Genomic DNA, 20,370 nt, shown 5'->3' on the forward strand with positions numbered 1-20,370 from the left:
GGAGGCGCCAACCTCCCCCGGGGGCGCAAATCGTGGAACGCGGACGCCTTGACCGCCTTGCGGAATTCCGATAAGACTTGCGACATAAAATATAATTACAAAAAGAACACAGGGACCCGATCCTCGCTGCGACCGGACGCTGTCTCCCGAAACACCCGGTCAACGCGCGCTCATCTAGGGGAGGAGTGAGCCGTCCGTGAACACACGGGGTCGTGCACGCACACGCAGGCCGAAGGTCTGCGCGATTGCGTTGCCGTGCCGCATGTGGGCGTGGACGCTTACAGATGCATGGCTCAGGACATCATCATTGAGACGAAGGGACTGACCAAGGAGTTCAAGGGCTTCACGGCGGTCAGCAATGTCGACCTTCAGGTGCGGCGCGGAACCATCCACGCCCTGATCGGTCCGAACGGGGCGGGCAAGACCACCTGCTTCAACCTGATCACCAAGTTCCTGATCCCCACCTCGGGTCAGATTCTCTATGACGGCCAGGATATCACCAGCGAGCAGCCGGCCGCGATCGCGCGTCGGGGCATGGTGCGGTCGTTCCAGATTTCCGCCGTCTTCCCGCATCTGACGGTGCGCGAGAACGTGCGGATCGCCCTGCAGCACAAACTCGGCAACTCCTTCCATTTCTGGCGCTCCGACCGGGTGCTGAACGGCCTGCACGATCGTGCGGACGAGCTGCTGTCGGATGTCGGCCTGGAAGGCTATGGCGAGGCCATCACCGCCGAGCTGCCCTATGGCCGCAAACGTGCGCTCGAAATCGCGACCACGCTGGCGCTGGAGCCCAAGGTTCTGCTGCTGGACGAACCGATGGCGGGCATGGCGCACGAAGACGTGGGCCGCATCGCCGAGCTGATCAAGCGCGTGGCCAAGGGCCGGACGGTGCTGATGGTCGAGCACAACCTCAAGGTCGTGGCGAACCTCTCGGACAAGATCACCGTGCTTCAGCGCGGTGCGATCCTGGCCCAGGGCACCTATGCCGAGGTGTCCGAGAACCCCGAAGTCGTCCAGGCCTATATGGGAACCGGTCATGGCTGAGCCCGCCCGCAAGATGGCCGCCACGTCGGCCGCCCCCCTCCTCACCGTCCGCGATCTCAACGCCTGGTACGGCGAGAGCCACGTGCTGCACGGCATCAATGTCGACGTCAATCCGGGCGAGGTGGTCACCCTGCTCGGCCGCAACGGCGCCGGCAAGACCACGACGCTCAAATGCATCATGGGCATCGTGCGCAGCCGCAAGGGCAGCATCACCTTCGAGGGCCGCGAGACCATCGGCATGTCCTCGAACCAGATCGCCCGCGCCGGCATCGCTTTCTGCCCGGAAGAGCGCGCGATCTTCTCCAGCCTCGACGTGATCGAGAACCTGATGCTGCCGCCGGTGATCAAACAGGGCGGCATGTCGGTGGAGGAGGTCTTCGGCCTGTTCCCGCGCCTGAAAGAGCGCGGCAGCAGCCAGGGCACCAAGCTTTCGGGTGGTGAGCAGCAGATGCTCGCCATCGCCCGCATCCTGCGCACCGGCGCCAATCTGCTGCTGCTCGACGAGCCGACCGAAGGTCTGGCACCGGTCATCGTGCAGCAGATCGGCGAGATCATCCGCGCCCTGAAGGCGAAAGGCTTCACCATCGTTCTGGTGGAGCAGAACTTTCATTTCGCCTCGACGGTTGCGGACCGGCATTATGTGGTCGAGGAAGGTCATGTGGTGGACATGCTCACCGCTGACGACATCGCGACCAGCCAGGACAAGCTCAAGCAGTATCTCGGCGTCTGACCGGCGCCGGGGCCGGGCCTGTCCCGGCACGACTCTCGGCGTCACGCTCGTGGCGTCGGGCCAGAGAAGGTCGCGGCGGCGCGCCTCCGGAACGTGACGGACCCATCCAGAAGGTCTGCCGGTCCGATCGAGGCCCTGTCTCCCGCCAAGAGTCCGCACGCGGCGTTCGCGCCCGCGCCCGGCCGGTTCCAGGACCGATGCCGGCCGGGCCGGACCGGTTGCACGTGACCCGACCTCAACTGTCCCGCGAACGTAATCACCGCCTCAGGCAGAAGACCTCAGGGGAGGAGTTTTCAAGCCATGACGTTCAAGTTGACCCTCGCAGCCGTCACCGCCGCCGTCGTCGCCGCCTTCTCGGCCGGCGCGGCGCAGGCCCAGATCACCGACAATGTGGTGCGCATCGGCGTGCTGAACGACCAGTCGGGCATCTATACCGACCTGTCGGGCCCCGGCGGCGTGGATGCGGCCCGGATGGCGATCGAGGATTTCGGCGGCTCCGTCGCCGGTGCCAAGATCGAGCTGGTCTCGGCCGATCACCAGAACAAGCCCGATATCGGCTCCAACATCGCGAACCAGTGGTATGACCGCGATGGCGTCGATGCGATCTTCGACGTGCCCACCTCGTCCGTGGCCCTGGCGGTGCAGAACATCGCCAAGGAAAAGGGCAAGGTGATGATCGACCACGGCGCGGCCACCTCCGACCTCACCGGCAAGGCCTGCTCGCCCACCGGCATCCACTGGACCTACGACACCTATGCGCTCGCCAACGGCACCGGCCGCGCGCTGGTCGAACAGGGCGCCAAGAAGTGGTACTTCATCACCGCCGACTATGCCTTCGGCCACGCGCTGGAGCGTGACACCTCCAACGCCGTCACCGCCGCGGGCGGCGAAGTCGTGGGCACCGTGCGCTCGCCCTTCCCGTCGACCGACTTTTCGTCCTTCCTGCTCCAGGCTCAGGGCTCGGGCGCGGACGTGATCGGCCTGGCCAATGCCGGCGGCGACACCGTCAACTCGATCAAGCAGGCGGCCGAATTCGGCATCACCCAGGGCGGCCAGAAGCTGGCCTCGCTGCTGGTCTTCCTGTCCGACGTGCACTCGCTCGGCCTTGAAGTCTCGCAGGGCCTGGTGCTCACCACCGGCTTCTACTGGGATCTGAACGACGAGACCCGCGCCTTCGCCAAGCGGTTCGGCGAGCGCAATGGCGGCAAGATGCCGACCATGGTCCAGGCCGGCATCTATTCCTCGGTCACGCACTATCTGAAGGCGGTCGAGGCGACCAAGTCGGATGACGGCAAGACCGTGGTCGATCAGATGAAGAAGACCCCGGTCAACGACTTCTTCGCCAAGGGCGGCACCATCCGCGAGGACGGCCGCATGGTCCACGACATGTATCTGATGCAGATCAAGTCGCCGGCGGAGTCGAAGGGCCCCTACGACTATTACAAGCTGCTCGCCACCATCCCTGGCGACCAGGCCTTCCGTCCGATGGACAAGGGCGAATGCCCGCTGGTCACGAAGTGATCAGCCTTTGAACAACCGTCACCCATCACATCCGACGCCGACACGAGGGGCACATCCTTCATGATGGAATTGATCGGCATTCCGCCGCAGGTCCTCTTCGGCCAGCTGCTTCTCGGGCTGATCAACGGCGCCTTCTACGCCATGCTCAGCCTGGGCCTGGCCCTTATCTTCGGCCTGCTCAACATCATCAACTTCTCCCACGGTGCCCAGTACATGATGGGCGCATTCGTGGCGTGGCTGGTGCTGCAGTACGCCGGGATCGGGTACTGGGCCGCCCTGATCATCTCCCCCATCATCGTCGGTTTGTTCGGCGTGGTGCTTGAACGGTTGTTGATCCGCCGGCTCTACAACCTCGATCATCTTTACGGGCTATTGCTCACCTTCGGCCTCGCATTGATGATCGAGGGCTTCTTCCGCCAGCTCTACGGCATCTCGGGTCAGCCCTATGCCATCCCGGCGGCGCTGCAGGGCGGCACCAATCTGGGCTTCATGTTCCTGCCCACCTATCGGGCCTGGATCCTGATCGCCTCGCTTGCCGTCTGCATCGCGACCTGGGCGATCATCGAGAAGACCCGGCTCGGCGCCTATCTGCGCGCCGCGACCGAGAACCCGACCATGGTGCAGGCCTTCGGCATCAATGTGCCGCTGCTCATCACCCTCACCTACGGCTTCGGCGTGGCGCTGGCCGCCTTCGCCGGTGTCATGGCCGCCCCTGCCTACCAGGTCAGCCCGCTGATGGGCTCCAACCTCATCATCATCGTGTTCGCGGTGGTGGTCATCGGCGGCATGGGCTCGATCATGGGTGCGGTGGTCACCGGCTTCGGCCTGGGCCTGCTCGAAGGCCTGACCAAGGTCTTCTACCCCGAAGCCTCCAGCACCGTGATCTTCGTGGTCATGGCCATCGTGCTCCTCATCAAGCCTGCGGGCCTGTTCGGAAAGGCGGCGTGATCCCATGAGCGTCAATACCGTTCCCGCTGCCCGCAGCACCCGCGGCCAGAAGGCCGCCGGCCTCACCATGATCGGCGTCGCGATCGCGATCCTGGTCGGCCTCGCGGCACCACACGTCGTCTACCCCGTCTTCCTGATGAAGGCGTTGTGCTTCGCGCTCTTCGCCTCGGGCTTCAACCTGCTGCTGGGCTATGTCGGCCTGCTCAGCTTCGGCCATGCCGCATATTTCGGCTTCGCCGCCTATATCTGCGGTCATGTGGTCAAAGTCTGGGGGTTGTCGCCGGAAATCGGCATCCTGCTCGGCACCCTCACCGGCGCCGGGCTCGGCCTGATCATCGGCGGGCTCGCCATCCGGCGCCAGGGCATCTACTTCGCCATGGTGACGCTGGCCTTCGCGCAGATGGTCTTCTTCCTGGCCCTTCAGGCACCGTTCACCGGCGGTGAGGACGGCATCCAGGGCATCCCGCGCGGCATGCTGTTCGGCCTGATCAGCCTGCATGACGACATGACCATGTATTATGTCGTCTTCGCCATTTTCCTGATCGGCCTGCTGTTCATCCACCGGGTCATCCACTCGCCTTTCGGCCAGACGCTCAAGGCGATCCGCGAAAACGAGCAGCGCGCCATCTCGCTCGGCTACGACGTCAACCGCTACAAGCTGCTGGCCTTCGTGCTGTCCTCGGGCATCGCCGGGCTCGCCGGCTCGACCAAGGCGCTGGTCTTTCAGATCGCCACGCTCACCGATGTGCACTGGCACGCCTCGGGCGAGGTGGTGCTGATGACCCTGCTCGGCGGCGTCGGCACCGTGCTCGGCCCGACTGTCGGCGCGTTCCTGGTCACCGGCATCCAGAACTATTTCGCGCAGGTCGGCGCCTGGGTGACCATCATCCAGGGCGGGATCTTCGTGGCCTGCGTGCTGCTGTTCCGTCGCGGCATCGTCGGCGAATACCTGGCCTTCATGGAGCGGCGGCGCAGCCGCAAATCCTGATCGACACAGCCATCATCGGTGGCCGTTACGAAAGCCGCCATACCTCAGGGGTATGGCGGCTTTTTCGCGTGATATTAACCATACAGCGCGCCTGACTCACATTTTGGCAATAAATTTCAACCATTGATTAATGGGGCCGGTTTAGACTCCCCCGATCCGGCGCCCTTCCCGGGCCCCGAGGTTTCCCGGAGTTCCGGACGATGCAGAACCTCTCGACCGGTGCCAAACTTGGCATCCTGCTGTTCGCCGCGCTGCTCGGCGTGACGGCAACCATTTATCTCTCCCTCACCACCCTGCGCGAGACCCTCTACGCCGACCGCCAGGATAAGCTGCAGGCTCTGGTCGAAATGGGCGTATCCATCGTCTCGGCCGAGATCACGCGCGCTGAGGCCACCGGCGGCGATCGGGCGGCAGCGATCCGGACGGGGCTCGCGCTCCTGGAGCCCGTGCGCTATGACGATGCCGAGGAATATCTGTCGGCCATCGACATGACCGGCGTCATGCTCATGAATGGCAAATTCCCGTCCGTCGTCGGCCGCAACATGATCGGCGCAAAGGACAGCAATGGCGTCGCCTATGTGGCGGATGCCGTCAAGATCGCCACCACCACCGGACGGGGCGCCTTCGCCTATCTCTGGCCCCGCCAGCAGGGCGGTGAACCGGAGCCTAAACTCTCCTTCATCCAGCGCGTGCCCGGGACCGATATCGGTGTGATCACGGGTGTCTATACCGATGATATCGAGGCTGCCTTCCAGGCCCAGGCCCTGCGCCTGGGTGGCATCGCCGCGGCGGCGGCGCTGGTGCTGGGGCTGCTGGCCGTGCTGGTGATCCGCTCGACCGTACCGCCGCTGAAGGCCGTCACCCGCGGGCTGGAGCGTCTGGCCCAGGGCGAACGGAGCATCAATTTGAAGGGAGCGGAGCGGCGCGACGAGATCGGTGCGATCGTCCGCGCCTTCGGCGTGGTCCGCGAGGGGCTGGCCGCCGCCGACGAACTGACCCGCCAGCGCGAGGCCGAACAGGCGGCCCGGCTGGAGCGGAGCCACCGGGTCGACGAGCTGACCGGCCGTTTCGACGACGATGCCCGCCAGTCCCTGTCGGTGGTGCTGGACGCAGCCCGCGCCATGGAACGGGCGGCCGCCGAGCTGACCGAGGCCGCGGATCAGGCGGGCCGCCAGGCCGATACCATGGTCGGCGCCGCCAACCAGGCCGATGCCAACGTCCAGACCATCGCCGCAGCGGCGGAAGAGCTGTCGACCTCCACCGAAGACATCGCCCGCCGGGTGACCCAGGCCGCCGACATCGCCGCACGGGCCACCGAAGAGGCGCGGCGCACCACCGAAATCGTGCGCGGCCTGTCGGATACCGGCGACCGGATCGGCGAGGTGGTGGTGCTGATCGATGCCATTGCCGACCAGACCAATCTTCTGGCGCTGAACGCCACCATCGAAGCGGCGCGGGCGGGCGATGCCGGCAAGGGCTTCGCGGTCGTCGCCTCGGAAGTGAAGAACCTGGCAAGCCAGACCGGCCGCGCCACCGAAGACATCTCGCGCCAGATCGGCGCCGTGCAGGAAGAAACCCGCCGGGCGGTCACCGCCATCGACGGCATTGCGAAGATCATCAGCTCGATCAGCGAGATTGCGGGCGACATCGCCGCCGCGGTGCAGGAACAAGGCGCCGGAACCCTGTCCATCGCCCGCAGCACCCAGGCCGCCGCCCAGGCGACGGAAGCCGTGACCGGCAGCATCGCCGCGGTCGGCACCGCCGCGAACCAGACCGGTGCCACCGCCGGCACGGTGCGGGACGCCGCCGGACGGCTCAATCGTCAGGCCGATGACCTGAAGCAGGTGGTCGATCGCTTCCTCGGCGATATCCGCGCCGCGTGAAACCCGCCCTTGGTTGAAGCCACGAACGCCGTTACCGCTTTTGGGCGGTGACGGCGTTTTTTCCTTTCATGCAGCCCCTCGAATACAGCATCATCTTTCCCTAGACGGCCCGGGAGTGAGGTTTCATGTTCCATGAAACATCTCCCGATCAGATCAAAGGATGCGGATCATTCCGGATCGTGACATGCCTGACCGACGCGCTGGGGAGCGGGTTGCGACGGGCATGTCGGGCGGCGGCGTTCCTGCAGGGAGAGCAGGCCGTCGCAGACCCGCCGGGACCACGCGGGGACCATGGCCGTCGGCCCCGATCCGCCCAGGGAGGATACAGATGAACACCAGGAACGCGATCGCTGCCGCGGTTCTTGCGACCATGACCGGCCTCGCCGCGGGGGCGGCTCAGGCCGAGATCTCGGACAATGTCGTGCGCATCGGCGTGCTCAACGACCAGTCGGGCATCTATGCCGACGTCACCGGCCAGGCCTCGGTCATCGCCGCCCGCATGGCGGTGGAGGATTACGGCGGCAAGGTCAAGGGCGTGCCGGTCGAGGTCGTCTTCGCCGACCACCAGAACAAGCCGGATATCGGGTCCAACATCGCCAACCAGTGGTACGACCGCGACGGCGTCGACGTGATCGTCGACGTGCCGACCTCGTCGGTGGGTCTGGCGGTTCAGAACATCGCCAAGGAAAAGGGCAAGCTGCACCTGAACGCCGGTGCCGGCACCTCGGACCTGACCAGCAAGGCCTGCTCGCCCACCGGCATCCACTACGTCTACGACACCTACGCGCTGGCGACCGGCACCGGTTCGGCGCTGGTCGGCCAGGGCGCGAAGAAGTGGTTCTTCATCACCGCCGACTATGCCTTCGGCCATGCGCTGGAGCGTGACACCACCAACGCGGTGAATGCCGCGGGCGGCGAGGTGGTGGGCGGCGTGCGTGCGCCCTTCCCGACCACCGACTTCTCGTCCTTCCTGCTCCAGGCTCAAGGCTCGGGCGCGGACGTGATCGGCCTGGCCAATGCCGGCGGCGATACCGTCAACTCCATCAAGCAGGCGTCGGAATTCGGCATCACCCAGGGTGGGCAGAAGCTGGCCGGCCTGCTGGTGTTCATCAACGACATCAATGCGCTCGGCCTGCAGGTCGCGCAGGGTCTGGTGGTCACCACCGGCTATTACTGGGACATGAACGACGAGACCCGCGCCTTCGCCAAGCGGTTCGAGGAGAAGGCCGGCAAGATGCCCAACATGCTCCAGGCGGGCATCTATTCGGGCGTCACCCAGTATCTGAAGGCGATCGAGGCCACCGGCTCGGATGACGGCAAGACCGTGGCCGACCAGATGAAGGCGACCCCGATCAACGACTTCTTCGCCAAGAACGGCCATATCCGTCCCGATGGCCGCATGGTGCACGACATGTATCTGGTCGAGGTGAAGAAGCCCGAGGAGTCGAAGGGCCCCTGGGACTATTACAAGGTGCTGGCCACCATCCCGGGCGATCAGGCCTTCCGCCCCATGGACAAGGGTGAGTGCCCGCTGGTCAAGAAGTAAAACAGCCCGGCCCCTGCCGGACTGTCCTCTGAATACGAAACGCCGCCATCCGGTTTCGGATGGCGGCGTTTCGGTGTTCCGGCCCGGTCGTCGGGCCGGAACCGGATCACTTGCCGGCGGGCACCTTGCCGACATCGGCACCGATGGTGCAGATCGCCTTGGGATCGTCGATGCGCAGCACCAGGCTCTCCGACAGGTAGAGGTGATGGTGAATGCCGTCATGCGAGCCATAGCCGGCGCGCAGATCCTGGCCGATCACCAGCACGCCGACACGAGGGTCGACCAGCACACCGCCTCCAATCGGCGCCTTGAAGATGCCGACGGTGCAGACGCGGGAGATATGCTCCAGCTGCAGCACGTCGCTGCCGTCATAGCGGCGGAACAGCGAGTTGTAGAGTCGGGGCGACAGGGCGAGCGCATAGGGGCCGCGCAAACCGCTTTCATCCAGCTTGTTCACCGCGGCGAGCACGTCCTGCAGTGCCTGATCGATATTGGCCCAGTCGCCGCCCTCGATCTCGTGGCGGCCGCGGGCGCTCAACAGGCCTTCGAGGCCGAAATCGGGGTTGCCGTAATAGATCATCTCCTCTTCGCGCGCGGCCACGGCCTCGGCTGCATCCTCGACCGGGTCGAGGTTCAGCGGCTGGCCCTGATCGGTGGACGAGGCGATGCGCCGCACGCTCAGCCGGAAGCCCTTGCGCAGCATCGGCACCGAAATCGCGCGGCTCATCACAGCCCCCGCCTCGTCGGGGCCGGGGTCGCGGCAATAGTCGTCATTGCCGATCTCGATCGAGGTCAGGCCGACACCATAGGGGCCGTCGACCTCCAGAAAGCGGCGACCGGTCAGCGCGTCGCGGGCGGCATCGATCGCCGCCTCGTCGATCCGGCGCCAGAGATCGGTGCCGAAGGGGGCCTGGGAACGGTTCAGGTAATCCATCTCGTGAAACTCCTGGCAATAGACGGCAAGGGACAGACGAGGCCGGATCAGCGGCGCTTCTTCATGCGGCCGATGGTCAGGCCGTCACCGCCGCCACCCTCTCCGTTGCCGCCCTTGTCGTCACCGCTGCCGGTGGCGCTTTCCTCCACCTCGGTGATCGGACCTTCGGTGAACAGATAAGTCTTGATCTGCTCGGCAAAGTCGCCGTCGTTCCGGCGCAGCCATTCCAGCGTCATCATGGCATGCTCGATTTCCTCGCGCATATTGTGCAGCAGGATTTCGCGCAGCTCGTCGTCCTCGCAGTCATCGGCCCGCTGGCGGTACCAGTCCACCGCCTCCAGCTCTTCCATCAGCGACGAGATCGCATGATGAAGCGCCAGGGTGTGGCGGCTCAGCTTCTCGCGCGGGGCATGCAGGACCTCTCCGGCCATCTGCTCGTCTCCTTCTTCGTTTCGTCGCGCCGGTCGGCCGGCGCCATCTCGTCCAGGGCAGCGGTCCAGAGGGCCGCCGCTTCGTGTTTTCATGGTCCCGGTTGTCCCGCCGCCACAGCTCTCAACCGAAGCCGACCTCAACCGAAGCCGGCGGCGATTGCGGTCATAACGGCAAAGCCGGCAATCAGTGCCCAGCTCGCCCCCATCTCCTGGCCATGGCGATGGGTTTCGGGGATCATCTCATGGCTGACGACGAAGATCATCGCGCCAGCCGCGAACGCCATGGTCCAGGGCAGCACACCGGCACCGAGCCCGGCAAGCGCCACACCCAGGCCGCCGCCGATGATTTCCAGCGCGCCGGTGCCGAAGGCGACCAGAAGTGCCGTCATGCGGCTGGCCCCGGTCATCATCATGCCCACCGCCGCGACGAAGCCTTCGGGCAGGTTCTGGATCATGATGCCGATCGCCAGTGCCACGCCCTGGCCCAGATCGCCGCCGCCCTCGGCCCCCGAGCCGCCGAGCCCGACGCCGACCGCCAGACCTTCGGGCAGATTGTGGAGCGCGATCGCCAGCACCATCAGCAGGGCCGGTGCCATCCGCCGGGCGTCGATCGCCGCCATTCCACCGCCATCGACCACCAGAAGCGCATCGCCGCCCGCCGCGACCATGGCCGGGCTGCCGGGCCCATGGGGGCTGCGCAGGGTGTGTTCGACCGCCTCGTCATCCTGCTGGACATGCAGATGCGGCACCACGGCGTGCAGGGCCGCGATCGCCGCGGCCCCCAGCCCGATGGCGACCCCGATGCCGAGGGCCCCCCAGAGCGCGCCATAGCGGGCGACCGCGCTTCCAAGCGCCGGCACCAGCAGCGACAGCAGGGCGGCGGCCAGCATCACGCCCGCGGCGCCGCCCAGCAGCAGGTTTTCCCGCCGGATGCCCGGCCGTCGGATCACCAGCACGGGCAGCGCGCCGAGACCGGTCGCAAGGCCTGCAAGCAGGCTGCCGCCCAGGCCCAGCCAGACCGGATCTATGGATGCGAGATCAGGTATGGCGCCCTCCGATCATCGGTCCTGTGTCTGCCCGAATCATGGCCCAGGATATGGGGCACGTGCATGACGGATCAACCGTTGCCACCGTCGCCCCTCGAAATCGTCACAGTGGGTGGCGGACCGCCGCCGCCGATCCGACGGAAGGCAGCCAGGCCGGCCAATCCGCCCAGGGCCAGCACCGCGAAACCCGCCGCCCAGCCCAGCGGGTCGCCGTCGCCCCCTGCCCCGTCGAGCGCCAGACCGAAGGTGATCGGCGACAGGATCGCGCCGCCGAACCCCAGCAGCGCATGCATGGCCATCGCCGCCCCACGCACCGACGGGTCACTTTCGGCGACCGCGCCCGCGGTCAGCGAGGCACTGTCGGCCATGACCATCAGGTTGTAGGCGGCCACCACCACCAGCACGAGGGCGAGCGGCGCGCCGGCGACCGCCGCGGTCACGCCGGCAAGCACCGCCGTCACCGACATCGCGACCGTGATCCAGCGCCGCCGGCCGAGCCGCATCGCCATCTCGTTGCCGAAGAAACTGGTGAGGATGCCCGAGGCGATGATCGCGCCGCCCAGGCTGCTGGCCCAGGCGGCCGCGGCGCCGGCATGGACCAGAAAGGCCACCAGCCAGCTGCGCAGGCCGAACATCTCCCAGCAATGGCCGGCATAGGCGAGCGTATAGGCGATGGCCCGGCGGTTGCGCAGCACCGGCCGGAAATCCGGTGGCATCCACCAGGGGCGATGGCGGATGCCGGCGGCCGGCGCGGGCGGCGGTGTTGCCGGCACCGCGACCAGCGCCAGAACCAGGGCAGCCGCCGCCGATGCCCCGGCCGTCCAGAACCCGGCCTGCCAGCCACCAGCGGCGGCCACCAGCCCCGCCAGCCAGACCGACAGCCCGGCCCCCAACGAGAAGCAGGCGGTATAGCTGGCGACCGCCCGGCTGGCCTTGGGGCCGCGGACATGGTCGCTCAAAATCTTGAGGCCGGGCATGTAGGACCCGGCGAAACCGGCACCGGCCAGCGCCTGGAACAGCCCGGCCGACAGCGGCCCGGTGGCAAAACTGCCGAAGCCGAGTGTGGCCAGCGCGATCAGCGTCAGCGAGCCGATATAGACCCGCCGGGCATCGACCCGGTCGGTGGCACCGGTCAGCACCGGCACCGCCGCGACATAGCCCACGAAGAAGGCCGAGGAAATCCAGCCCGCGGTGCCGTTGCTGAGCGCCCAGTCGTCGCGCAGCAGCGGCAACAGGGCCGGATAGCACCCATAGGCCGCCATGGACAGCACTTCGCACAGGCACATCACGGCGATCATGCGGAGGGTTCGGGGCGGGGGCGCGCCGGAACCGGGCTCAGGGGGACGGGACAGTTCTGCTGACACGGCGTTCCGGCTCTCCGCTGACGGATGACGCCGCAAACCTTAGCGCGTGGCGACGGTGCGCACACGCGCCCATGCTGCAACCCTGACGGCCCCGGTCATGCGGAACCGCGCACCACACCGCGCCGCCGGGCCAGCAGGCGCCGGGCCGCCAGCACCAGGAAGCCGGTCACCAGCCCCCAGAAGGCCGAACCGATGCCGAACAGGGTGACACCCGAGGCCGTGGCGGCGAAGGTCATCACCGCCACCTCGCGGTCGTCGGGGTTCGACAGCATGCCCGCGATCGACCCGGTGAGCGGGCCGAGCAGGGCCACGCCGGTGATGATCTGGATGGTGTCGCGCGGCAGCCCCATGAAGAGATCGACCAGCGGTGCCGAGAACAGGGCCAGCAGGACGTAGAAACCCGCATAGGCGATGCCGGTGACCCAGCGCCGGCGCGGGTCGGGATGGGCATCGGGGCCGGTGCAGATCGCGGCGGTGATCGCCGCCAGATTGACCGCATGAGCTCCCATCGGCGCCAGCAGCAGAGAGGCGAGGCCGGTGAGCGTCAGCACCGGCCGGGTGGGCGCGGTATAGCCGGCCTGGGCCAGCACCACGAAACCGGGCAGGTTCTGCGAAACCAGCGTCACCAGAAACAGCGGCAGGCCCAGGCTGATGATCACCGCCGGATCGAAGACCGGCATCACCGGCACCAGGCTGCCGAACAGGTCGCCGTCATGCGGCGCGGTGAAATTGCCACCCAGCACCACCGCCGCGACCGCCACCACCAGCACGATCAGCAGGGCGAAAGTGGGCGCGCGCTGCCGGGCGACCACGAAGACGATCAGCACCAGCCCCGCGAGCAGGGCGTCGCTCTGGAAGGCGCGGAACAGCGACATGCAGAAGGGCAGCAGCACGCCCGCGAGCATGGCGGCGGCGACGGCTGCGGGGATTCTCGCGGCCAGCCGGCCCAGCGCCGGCACCAGCCCCAGGATGATCATCATCAGCGCAGCCGCCATGAAGGCGCCGGTCGCTTCGGCCCAGCCGGCATGAAGGGTCGAGGCGGCGAGCAGGGCCGCCCCCGGTGTCGACCAGGCCAGCACCACCGGCATGCGCAGCCGGAAGCTGAGCAGCGCACCGGGCAGCGCAATGCCGAGACAGAGGGCCGTGACCGCCGAGGTGATCTGATCGGGTGTGCCGCCCAGGGCCTGGCCGGCCTGGACGATCAGGGCGACGGTGCCGCCGAAGCCGACCAGGGCGGCGATGAGGGCAGCGGAGAGCGAAGAGAGCGGCAAGGGATGGGGTCCCGGAGACGGCTGGGGAGAGGACCGCACTTTCCGCCATACGGGCCGCGGGCGCAAGCGCTCCACGCGAATGTCATGACGTTTCCATCGACTAAACCGATGGTTTATCAGGACCAGCGGGGCCACGCCTCCGACATCACGAAGCCTGCCACGGCATGCAGGTCGTCGCGGCCGAAGATCGGCCGCCCACCCAGCATGTCGCGGTCGAGGGCCGCGCAGGTCAGGGCTGCCGGGTCGGGCACGATCACGCCCAGGATCCGGTCGTCGCGCGGATAGAGCGGCCAGCGCGCATCGCGTCGGCCGGGGGCCAGCACCTCCAGCCGCGGATGGCCGGCGCCGGCGAAGCCTTCCACGATGGCGATATCCGCCGGCCCGGCAAGGGTGAGCCAGCGGCGCAGCTGGTCCGCCGGATCGGGTTCCGAAACGCCGTCCGGCGCGGTTGCCGGCTCTTCCCGCAACACACCGACCAGGCCGCCGCCGCCCACCACGACCGCGGCCGCCCCGGCCCGGCGATGACGGTCGCTGTCCTTGCCCGGCCGATCCAGATCCGGACGGTGATGGCTGCGCTTCACGGTGACCACCCGCCGGCCGCCGGCCGCAAGCAGCGGGATCAGCCCCTCGATCAGCGTGGTCTTGCCGCTGTTGCCGGGCCCCACCAGGCCGATGATCCGCATGTCCCCTCCCCGATCCGGCTGATCCGTTCCGCATACCCGTCGCGCCGCCGGTTGGCAAGTCGGGGTCGATCCATAGACCCGATATAGACCCGAAAGCTCCTATGAGAGACTCGGATGTGATTATTTAATAGGCACATAAGACACATAGCCCACAAATTAGGCATATCTTCGCGTCACGCCGCTCAATCTCGCCCCGCACGCGCCGCTCCAAAAGCGTTGTGCAGCGCAGGATACAGCCGGAATGCAGGGCTTGGCATGGATCTTGTAGATACCTTGGTGTCGATACCAAGAGACCCCCGCCTGCTGCCGCCATCTGCGAGAGCCTGAGCCCATGACCGACAAGATCATTCCGCCCGCCTCTCCCGACGCCTCCGCCGCCGCGGATGCGCGCCGCTTCCGGATCAGCCGGCGGGGGCTGCTGGGGGCCGCCGCGACGCTCGCCGCCGCAAGGCTGCTGCTGCCGGGCGGCGCCTTTGCCGCCGCGACCGGTGTGGCGCCCGAGAAGACCGACCTTGCCATCGGCTTCATTCCGCTGACCGATTGCGCCCCCCTGGTCATCGCCCATGAGAAGGGTTTCTTCAAGCGCGAAGGCCTGAAGGTCACCCTGTCGAAAGAGGCGTCCTGGGCCAATATCCGCGACAAGATGACCATCGGCGCGCTGGATGCCGCCCATATGCTGGCCGGCATGCCGATCGCCGCGACCCTGGGCCTCGGCGCCATTCCCCAGGCGCAGGTGACCGCGCTGTCGCTGGACCTGAACGGCAATGCGATCACGCTGTCCAACGCGCTCCATGACCGGATGGTTGCGGCCGACCCGGCGGCGATGGCCGAACGGCCGATGACCGCCCGGGCGCTGAAGGCGGTGATCGATGCCGACAAGGCCGCCGGCAAGGCGCCGCTCACCTTCGCCGCGGTCTTCCCCGTCTCGTCGCATATGTACGAGCTGCGCTACTGGCTGGCCTCGGCCGGGATCGATCCGGATGCCGACCTGCGGATCATCGTCATCCCGCCGCCGCAGATGGTCGCCAATCTGCGTGCCGGCAATTGCGACGGCTATTGCGTGGGCGAGCCCTGGAACGAACGCGCGGTCGAGGCCGGCATCGGCAAGGTCGCGATCACCAGCGTCGAGCTTTGGGCCAATCAGCCCGAAAAGGTGCTGGGTGTGGCCGCCGACTGGGCGGAGAAGAACCCCGCGACCCACGAGGCGATGCTGCGCGCGGTGATCGCCGCCGGCCAGTGGCTCGACGATCCGGCGAACCGGGCGGAGGCCGCCGACATCATCGCCGGCCGCGCCTATGTGAATGCACCGGCCGAGGTGGTGCGGATGTCGATGACCGGCACCTTCCGCTATGCCGCCGACGAGGCACCGCGCCCGCTGCCTGATTTCAACGTCTTCAGCCGCTATGCCGCCAACTTCCCCTGGATCAGCCATGCCGAATGGACGCTGACCCAGATGATCCGCTGGGGCCAGATCGACCGGCCGGTCGACATCGCCGCCACCGCGGCCGCGGTCTACAAGCCCGACCTCTACCGCAAGGTCGCGGCCCAGATGGACATCGCCGCACCGACCATCGATCGCAAGCCCGAAGGTGTCAACACCTCCGCCTGGACCCTGACCGAGGCCACGCGGCCGATCGCCATGGGTCCGGATGTGTTCTTCGACGGCACCCGCTTCGATCCGGCCGACCCGGTCGGCTATATCCGCCAGTTCGCGATCAAGGCCCCGGCCGTTGACCTGACCGCACTGGCCGCCGCCCAGACCACCCCGCGCGCCAGCGCCGCCTGAGCCAGGAGCCCGTTCCCATGGCCGACATCTCCCTCGACGGTGCCGCAAAGACCGGCACCGGCATCGGACGGCGCCTCGGCCTTGTGGCCGAGCGCATCGTCTGGCCGCTTCTGACCCTCGCCGTCGCCCTCGGCGGCTGGACGCTGATCCAGCAGACGGTGGCGACCGATCTGCCGGGCGTCGGTGAAACCCTCGCCCGCGGTATCGAGCTGTTTTCCGACCCGTTCTACATCGCCGGGCCCAACGACCAGGGCATCTTCTGGCAGCTGCTCTATTCGCTGGGCCGGGTGCTGGCGGGCTTCGGTCTCGCCTGCCTGATCGGCCTGCCGATGGGCCTGCTGATCGGCACCAGCCAGGCGGCTTCCCGCGCCTTCACCCCGTTCATCGAGGTGATGCGCCCGGTCAGCCCGCTCGCCTGGCTGCCGATCGGCCTGCTGCTGTTCCGGGCAGTCGACCCCTCCGCGATCTTCGTGATCCTGATCACCAGCATCTGGCCGGTGATCCTGAACACCGCCGCCGGCGTGCGCGCCGTGCCGGCCGATTACGTCCAGGTCGGCCGCGTGCTGCGCCTGGGCCGGCTTGCCATGTTCCGCCGCATCCTGCTGCCCGCCGCCCTGCCCTATGTGCTGGCCGGCATGCGGCTGTCGCTCGGCACCGCCTGGATGGTGATCGTGGCCGCCGAAATGCTCACCGGCGGGGTCGGCATCGGCTTCTTCATCTGGGACGAGTGGAACAACCTCTCGGTCCCCAGCATCCTGGTGGCGATCGTCCTGATCGGGCTGGTGGGCATCGCCCTCGACGCCGCCATGGCCGCCGTTCAGCGCCGCCTTTCCCACTGAGACGGCCCACTGAGAGGGACGATCCCGATGACCAACCGACCGCATCTCTCGATCGAAGGCGTCGATCTCGACTTTCGCACCCGCGAAGGTGTCCGCCCCATCCTGCGCGGTATCGATCTGAAGATCGCCCGTGGTGAATTCGTGGCGGTGATCGGCCATTCCGGTTGCGGCAAATCCACCCTGCTCAACATCGTGGCCGGGCTGATCACGCCCGAGCGGGGGGCGATCCTGCTCGACGACAAACTGGTCGATGCCCCCGGCCCCGACCGGGCGATGGTCTTTCAGTCCCATGCCCTGCTGCCCTGGCTGACGGTGCGCGAGAATGTGGCGCTGGCTGTGGATCAGGTGCATCGCCGGACCATGGATGCCGCCGCCCGCGCACAGCTGATCGACGAGCATCTGGCGATGGTGCGCATGGACCATGCCGCCGCGCGCCGGCCGCACGAACTGTCGGGCGGCATGCGCCAGCGGGTCGGCATCGCCCGGGCCCTGGCCATGCGCCCGGCCGTGTTGCTGATGGACGAGCCCTTCGGCGCGCTCGACGCGCTGACCCGCGCCCGGCTTCAGGACGAGTTGATGGCCATCCAGGCCGATCTGTCGATGACGGTCATGATGGTGACCCACGATGTCGACGAGGCTGCCCTGCTCGCCGACCGGGTGGTGATGATGACCGAGGGCCCGGCCGCGCGGATCGGCCGGATCGTCGACATCCCCCTCGCCCGCCCGCGCCGCCGCGCCCAGGTGCTCCGCGATCCCGCCTTCATCGAGGCGCGGGTCCAGATGCTGTCCTTCCTGCACGGCGATGCCGTGGAGGATGCCGATGCGGCGGCGATGCTCGCCGTCGCCGCGGAATGAGCGGAGGCCGCCCGATGAACACGCCCCGAGACCGCATCCTCGTCATCGGCGCCGGCATGGCCGGCACCCGTCTGGTTCAGGACCTGGTCGCGCTCGCACCCGGCGCCTGCGACATCACCCTGATCGGCGCCGAACCCCATGCGCCCTATGACCGGATCATGCTCTCGCCCGTGCTGGCGGGAGAGAAGACCGCAGCCGCCATCCGTCTGCTGGACGACGACTTCCTCGATCGCCATGGCGTGAGCTTCCTGGCCGGCGACGCCGTAACCGGCATCGATCGCGCCGCGCGGCGCGTCACCACCGCCGCCGGCCGGCAGCTGGAGTATGACCGGCTGGTGCTGGCTACCGGTTCCCAGCCGATCCGCCTGCCCCTGCCCGGGGCGGCGCTCAAGGGCGTTGTCACCTTCCGCGACCTCGGCGATGTCGACACCATGCTGGCCCAGGGCCGGCCCGGCGCACCGGCCGTTGTGATCGGCGGCGGGCTGCTCGGCCTTGAAGCCGCGGCGGGGCTTGCCGGGCGGGGCATGAAGGTGACGGTGGTCCACCTGGCCGGCCATGTGATGGAACGCCAGCTGGATGCCGAGGCCGGCGGCATGCTGGCGGATGCCCTCGCCGCCCGCGGCATCACCACGGTCACCACCGCGAACAGCCGGGCGATCCTGGACGACGGCACCGGCCGGGTTGCGGGGCTGGAACTCGCCGACGGCCGGGTGCTGCCGGCGGAACTGCTGGTGATGGCGGTCGGCATCCGGCCCGAGACCGGTCTCGCCCGCGCGGCGGGGCTGGAGGTCGGCCGCGGCATCCTGGTCGACGACCGGCTCGGCACCTCGGATCCGGCGATCGCCGCACTCGGCGAATGCGTCGAATTCGACGGTCAGTGCTTCGGTCTGGTGGCGCCCCTCTACGATCAGGCGAAGGTGCTGGCGCGCGCATTGGCCGGCCGGCCCGGCGACGGCTTCGCCGTCCGCCCCACCGCCACCCGGCTCAAGGTCTCGGGCGTCGACGTGTTCTCGGCCGGCAGTCTGGGCGGCGCGGATGCCGAAGAGATCACACTGCGCGATGCCGCCCGCGGCAGCTATCGCAAGCTGGTGATCCGCGACGACCGGCTGGACGGCGTGGTCATGTATGGCGATGTCGCCGACGGCCCCTGGTTCTTCGAAACCATGCGCAAGGCGGAGCCGCTGGGCGCCCTGCGCGACCGGCTGATCTTCGGCCCGGCCTTCGCCGCCGGCCCCTCGGCCACGGGTGCCGATGCCGCGACCGCCGCCGTGGCCGCTCTTGCCGACGATGCCGAAATCTGCGGCTGCAACGGCGTGTGCAAGGGCACGATCACCGCGGCGATCGCGGGCCAGGGCCTCACCAGCCTCGACGAGGTGCGCGCCCATACCAAGGCCTCCGCCTCCTGCGGGTCGTGCAGCGGCCAGGTGAAGGCGCTGCTCGGCCTGTGCCTGGGCGGGGCGGCACCGGCGGAGGCAGAGGATGCCGATCCGGCGATCTGCACCTGCACCGACCTCGGCCATGATGCGGTTCGTGCACGGCTCGGCGATCTGCCGGCCATGACCGCGATCCAGGCCATGGCGGTGCTGGGCTGGAAAACGCCCGAAGGCTGTTCGAAATGCCGGCCGGCGCTCAACTACTACCTGCTTTGCACCCATCCGGGTGCCGGTGTCGACGACCCGGCCTCGCGCTTCGTGAACGAACGCGTGCACGCCAATATCCAGAAGGACGGCACCTTCTCGGTCGTGCCGCGAATGTGGGGCGGGTTGACCTCGGCCACGGAGCTGCGCGCCATCGCCGATATCGTCGACCGCTACGACATCCCGACCGTGAAGGTGACCGGCGGCCAGCGCATCGACCTGCTGGGCGTGCGCAAGCAGGATCTGCCGGCGGTCTGGCGCGATCTCAACGCCGCCGGCATGGTCTCGGGCCATGCCTATGCCAAGGGCCTGCGCACGGTGAAGACCTGCGTCGGCTCGGAATGGTGCCGCTTCGGCACGCAGGATTCGACCGGGCTCGGCGTCAAGCTCGAACGGATCACCTGGGGCGCCTGGATGCCGCACAAGTTCAAGATGGCGGTCTCGGGCTGCCCGCGGAACTGTGCCGAGGCAACGATCAAGGATTTCGGCGTCATCTGCGTCGACAGCGGCTACGAGCTGGTGGTGGGCGGCAATGGCGGCATCCATCTGCGCGGCACCGACCCGCTCGCCAAGGTCTCGACCGAAGCCGAGGTGATCGAGATGTGCCTCGCCTTCATCCAGTTCTATCGCGAGGACGCCCGCTATCTGGAGCGCACCGCACCCTGGATCGAGCGCATCGGCCTGGACCGGGTCAAGGCCGTGGTGGTGGCGGATGCCGCCGGACGCCAGGCCCTCGCCGCCCGGTTCCTGGCCTCCCAGACCCATGCCCAGATCGACCCCTGGGCAACCATCGCCGCGGCACCCGGCGCCGAGTTCGCCGCGATCGACGTCCCCGCCCGCCGGGCGGCCGAGTGAGGAGGAGCG

The 20,370-nt window shown here is 67.9% G+C and carries 17 protein-coding genes; 11 read left to right on the forward strand and 6 right to left on the reverse strand.

Annotated elements, in window-relative coordinates; translation table 11 throughout:
- Positions 1-288 precede the first annotated feature (288 nt).
- The 7 genes from TMO_RS10730 (at position 289) to TMO_RS10760 (ending at position 8,660) form a co-directional block, all read left to right on the forward strand.
- Positions 289-1,044, forward strand: coding sequence for an ABC transporter ATP-binding protein (locus TMO_RS10730; RefSeq protein WP_014745647.1), 756 nt, complete (start codon positions 289-291; stop codon positions 1,042-1,044).
- Entirely contained in the window at positions 1,037-1,774 is a 738-nt protein-coding gene (locus TMO_RS10735) for an ABC transporter ATP-binding protein (RefSeq protein WP_041604912.1), read from the forward strand. Before TMO_RS10730 ends, TMO_RS10735 begins: the two co-directional genes overlap by 8 nt.
- Before the next feature lie 300 nt (positions 1,775-2,074).
- Positions 2,075-3,295 (forward strand): ABC transporter substrate-binding protein, encoded by a 1,221-nt coding sequence (locus TMO_RS10740; protein ID WP_014745649.1) that lies wholly within the window; start codon positions 2,075-2,077, stop codon positions 3,293-3,295.
- 60 nt (positions 3,296-3,355) lie between these two features.
- Positions 3,356-4,243: a branched-chain amino acid ABC transporter permease gene (locus TMO_RS10745; RefSeq protein WP_014745650.1), complete on the forward strand. Its 888-nt coding sequence runs from the start codon at positions 3,356-3,358 to the stop codon at positions 4,241-4,243.
- A 4-nt stretch (positions 4,244-4,247) separates the two neighbouring features.
- Positions 4,248-5,231: a branched-chain amino acid ABC transporter permease gene (locus TMO_RS10750; RefSeq protein WP_014745651.1), complete on the forward strand. Its 984-nt coding sequence runs from the start codon at positions 4,248-4,250 to the stop codon at positions 5,229-5,231.
- Between the two features lie 200 nt (positions 5,232-5,431).
- Positions 5,432-7,114, forward strand: coding sequence for a methyl-accepting chemotaxis protein (locus TMO_RS10755; RefSeq protein WP_014745652.1), 1,683 nt, complete (start codon positions 5,432-5,434; stop codon positions 7,112-7,114).
- Between the two features lie 328 nt (positions 7,115-7,442).
- Positions 7,443-8,660: an ABC transporter substrate-binding protein gene (locus tag TMO_RS10760; RefSeq protein WP_014745653.1), complete on the forward strand. Its 1,218-nt coding sequence runs from the start codon at positions 7,443-7,445 to the stop codon at positions 8,658-8,660.
- Positions 8,661-8,766: 106 nt separating this feature from the next.
- Here the strand turns inward: TMO_RS10760 and TMO_RS10765 are convergent, their stop codons facing one another.
- The 6 genes from TMO_RS10765 to mobB form a co-directional block, all read right to left on the reverse strand.
- Complete coding sequence (locus tag TMO_RS10765; protein ID WP_014745654.1) at positions 8,767-9,594, reverse strand: family 1 encapsulin nanocompartment shell protein; 828 nt, start codon at positions 9,592-9,594, stop codon at positions 8,767-8,769.
- Between the two features lie 47 nt (positions 9,595-9,641).
- The gene (locus TMO_RS10770; protein WP_014745655.1) at positions 9,642-10,025 is read right to left on the reverse strand and encodes an encapsulin-associated ferritin-like protein; all 384 of its coding nucleotides are present in this window, start codon (positions 10,023-10,025) and stop codon (positions 9,642-9,644) included.
- 137 nt (positions 10,026-10,162) lie between these two features.
- The gene (locus tag TMO_RS10775) at positions 10,163-11,071 is read right to left on the reverse strand and encodes a ZIP family metal transporter (protein WP_416069005.1); all 909 of its coding nucleotides are present in this window, start codon (positions 11,069-11,071) and stop codon (positions 10,163-10,165) included.
- Between the two features lie 71 nt (positions 11,072-11,142).
- A complete protein-coding gene (locus TMO_RS10780; RefSeq protein ID WP_014745657.1) occupies positions 11,143-12,369 on the reverse strand; it encodes an MFS transporter in 1,227 nt (408 codons plus the stop codon).
- A 161-nt stretch (positions 12,370-12,530) separates the two neighbouring features.
- Positions 12,531-13,706, reverse strand: a complete 1,176-nt coding sequence (locus tag TMO_RS10785) for a benzoate/H(+) symporter BenE family transporter (protein WP_014745658.1) — start codon at positions 13,704-13,706, stop codon at positions 12,531-12,533.
- A 116-nt stretch (positions 13,707-13,822) separates the two neighbouring features.
- A complete protein-coding gene (gene mobB / locus TMO_RS10790; protein WP_014745659.1) occupies positions 13,823-14,389 on the reverse strand; it encodes a molybdopterin-guanine dinucleotide biosynthesis protein B in 567 nt (188 codons plus the stop codon).
- A 331-nt stretch (positions 14,390-14,720) separates the two neighbouring features.
- Between mobB and TMO_RS10795 the strand changes: the two genes are divergently transcribed.
- Genes TMO_RS10795 through nirB form a run of 4 tightly spaced genes read left to right on the forward strand, consistent with a single transcriptional unit; the run spans position 14,721 to position 20,361 of the window.
- On the forward strand, positions 14,721-16,175 hold the full coding sequence (locus TMO_RS10795) for a CmpA/NrtA family ABC transporter substrate-binding protein (RefSeq protein ID WP_014745660.1): 1,455 nt from the start codon (positions 14,721-14,723) through the stop codon (positions 16,173-16,175).
- Positions 16,176-16,192: 17 nt separating this feature from the next.
- Positions 16,193-17,014 carry a nitrate ABC transporter permease gene (gene ntrB / locus TMO_RS10800; protein WP_014745661.1) on the forward strand — a complete coding sequence of 274 codons (822 nt, stop codon included), beginning with the start codon at positions 16,193-16,195 and terminating at the stop codon, positions 17,012-17,014.
- Between the two features lie 27 nt (positions 17,015-17,041).
- Positions 17,042-17,869 carry an ABC transporter ATP-binding protein gene (locus TMO_RS10805; protein ID WP_014745662.1) on the forward strand — a complete coding sequence of 276 codons (828 nt, stop codon included), beginning with the start codon at positions 17,042-17,044 and terminating at the stop codon, positions 17,867-17,869.
- Positions 17,870-17,883: 14 nt separating this feature from the next.
- A complete protein-coding gene (nirB, locus tag TMO_RS10810; protein ID WP_014745663.1) occupies positions 17,884-20,361 on the forward strand; it encodes a nitrite reductase large subunit NirB in 2,478 nt (825 codons plus the stop codon).
- The last annotated feature ends 9 nt before the right edge of the window (positions 20,362-20,370 follow it).

Origin of the sequence: Tistrella mobilis KA081020-065, assembly GCF_000264455.2 — a bacterium.
GTDB classification, from domain to species: Bacteria; Pseudomonadota; Alphaproteobacteria; order Tistrellales; family Tistrellaceae; genus Tistrella; species Tistrella mobilis.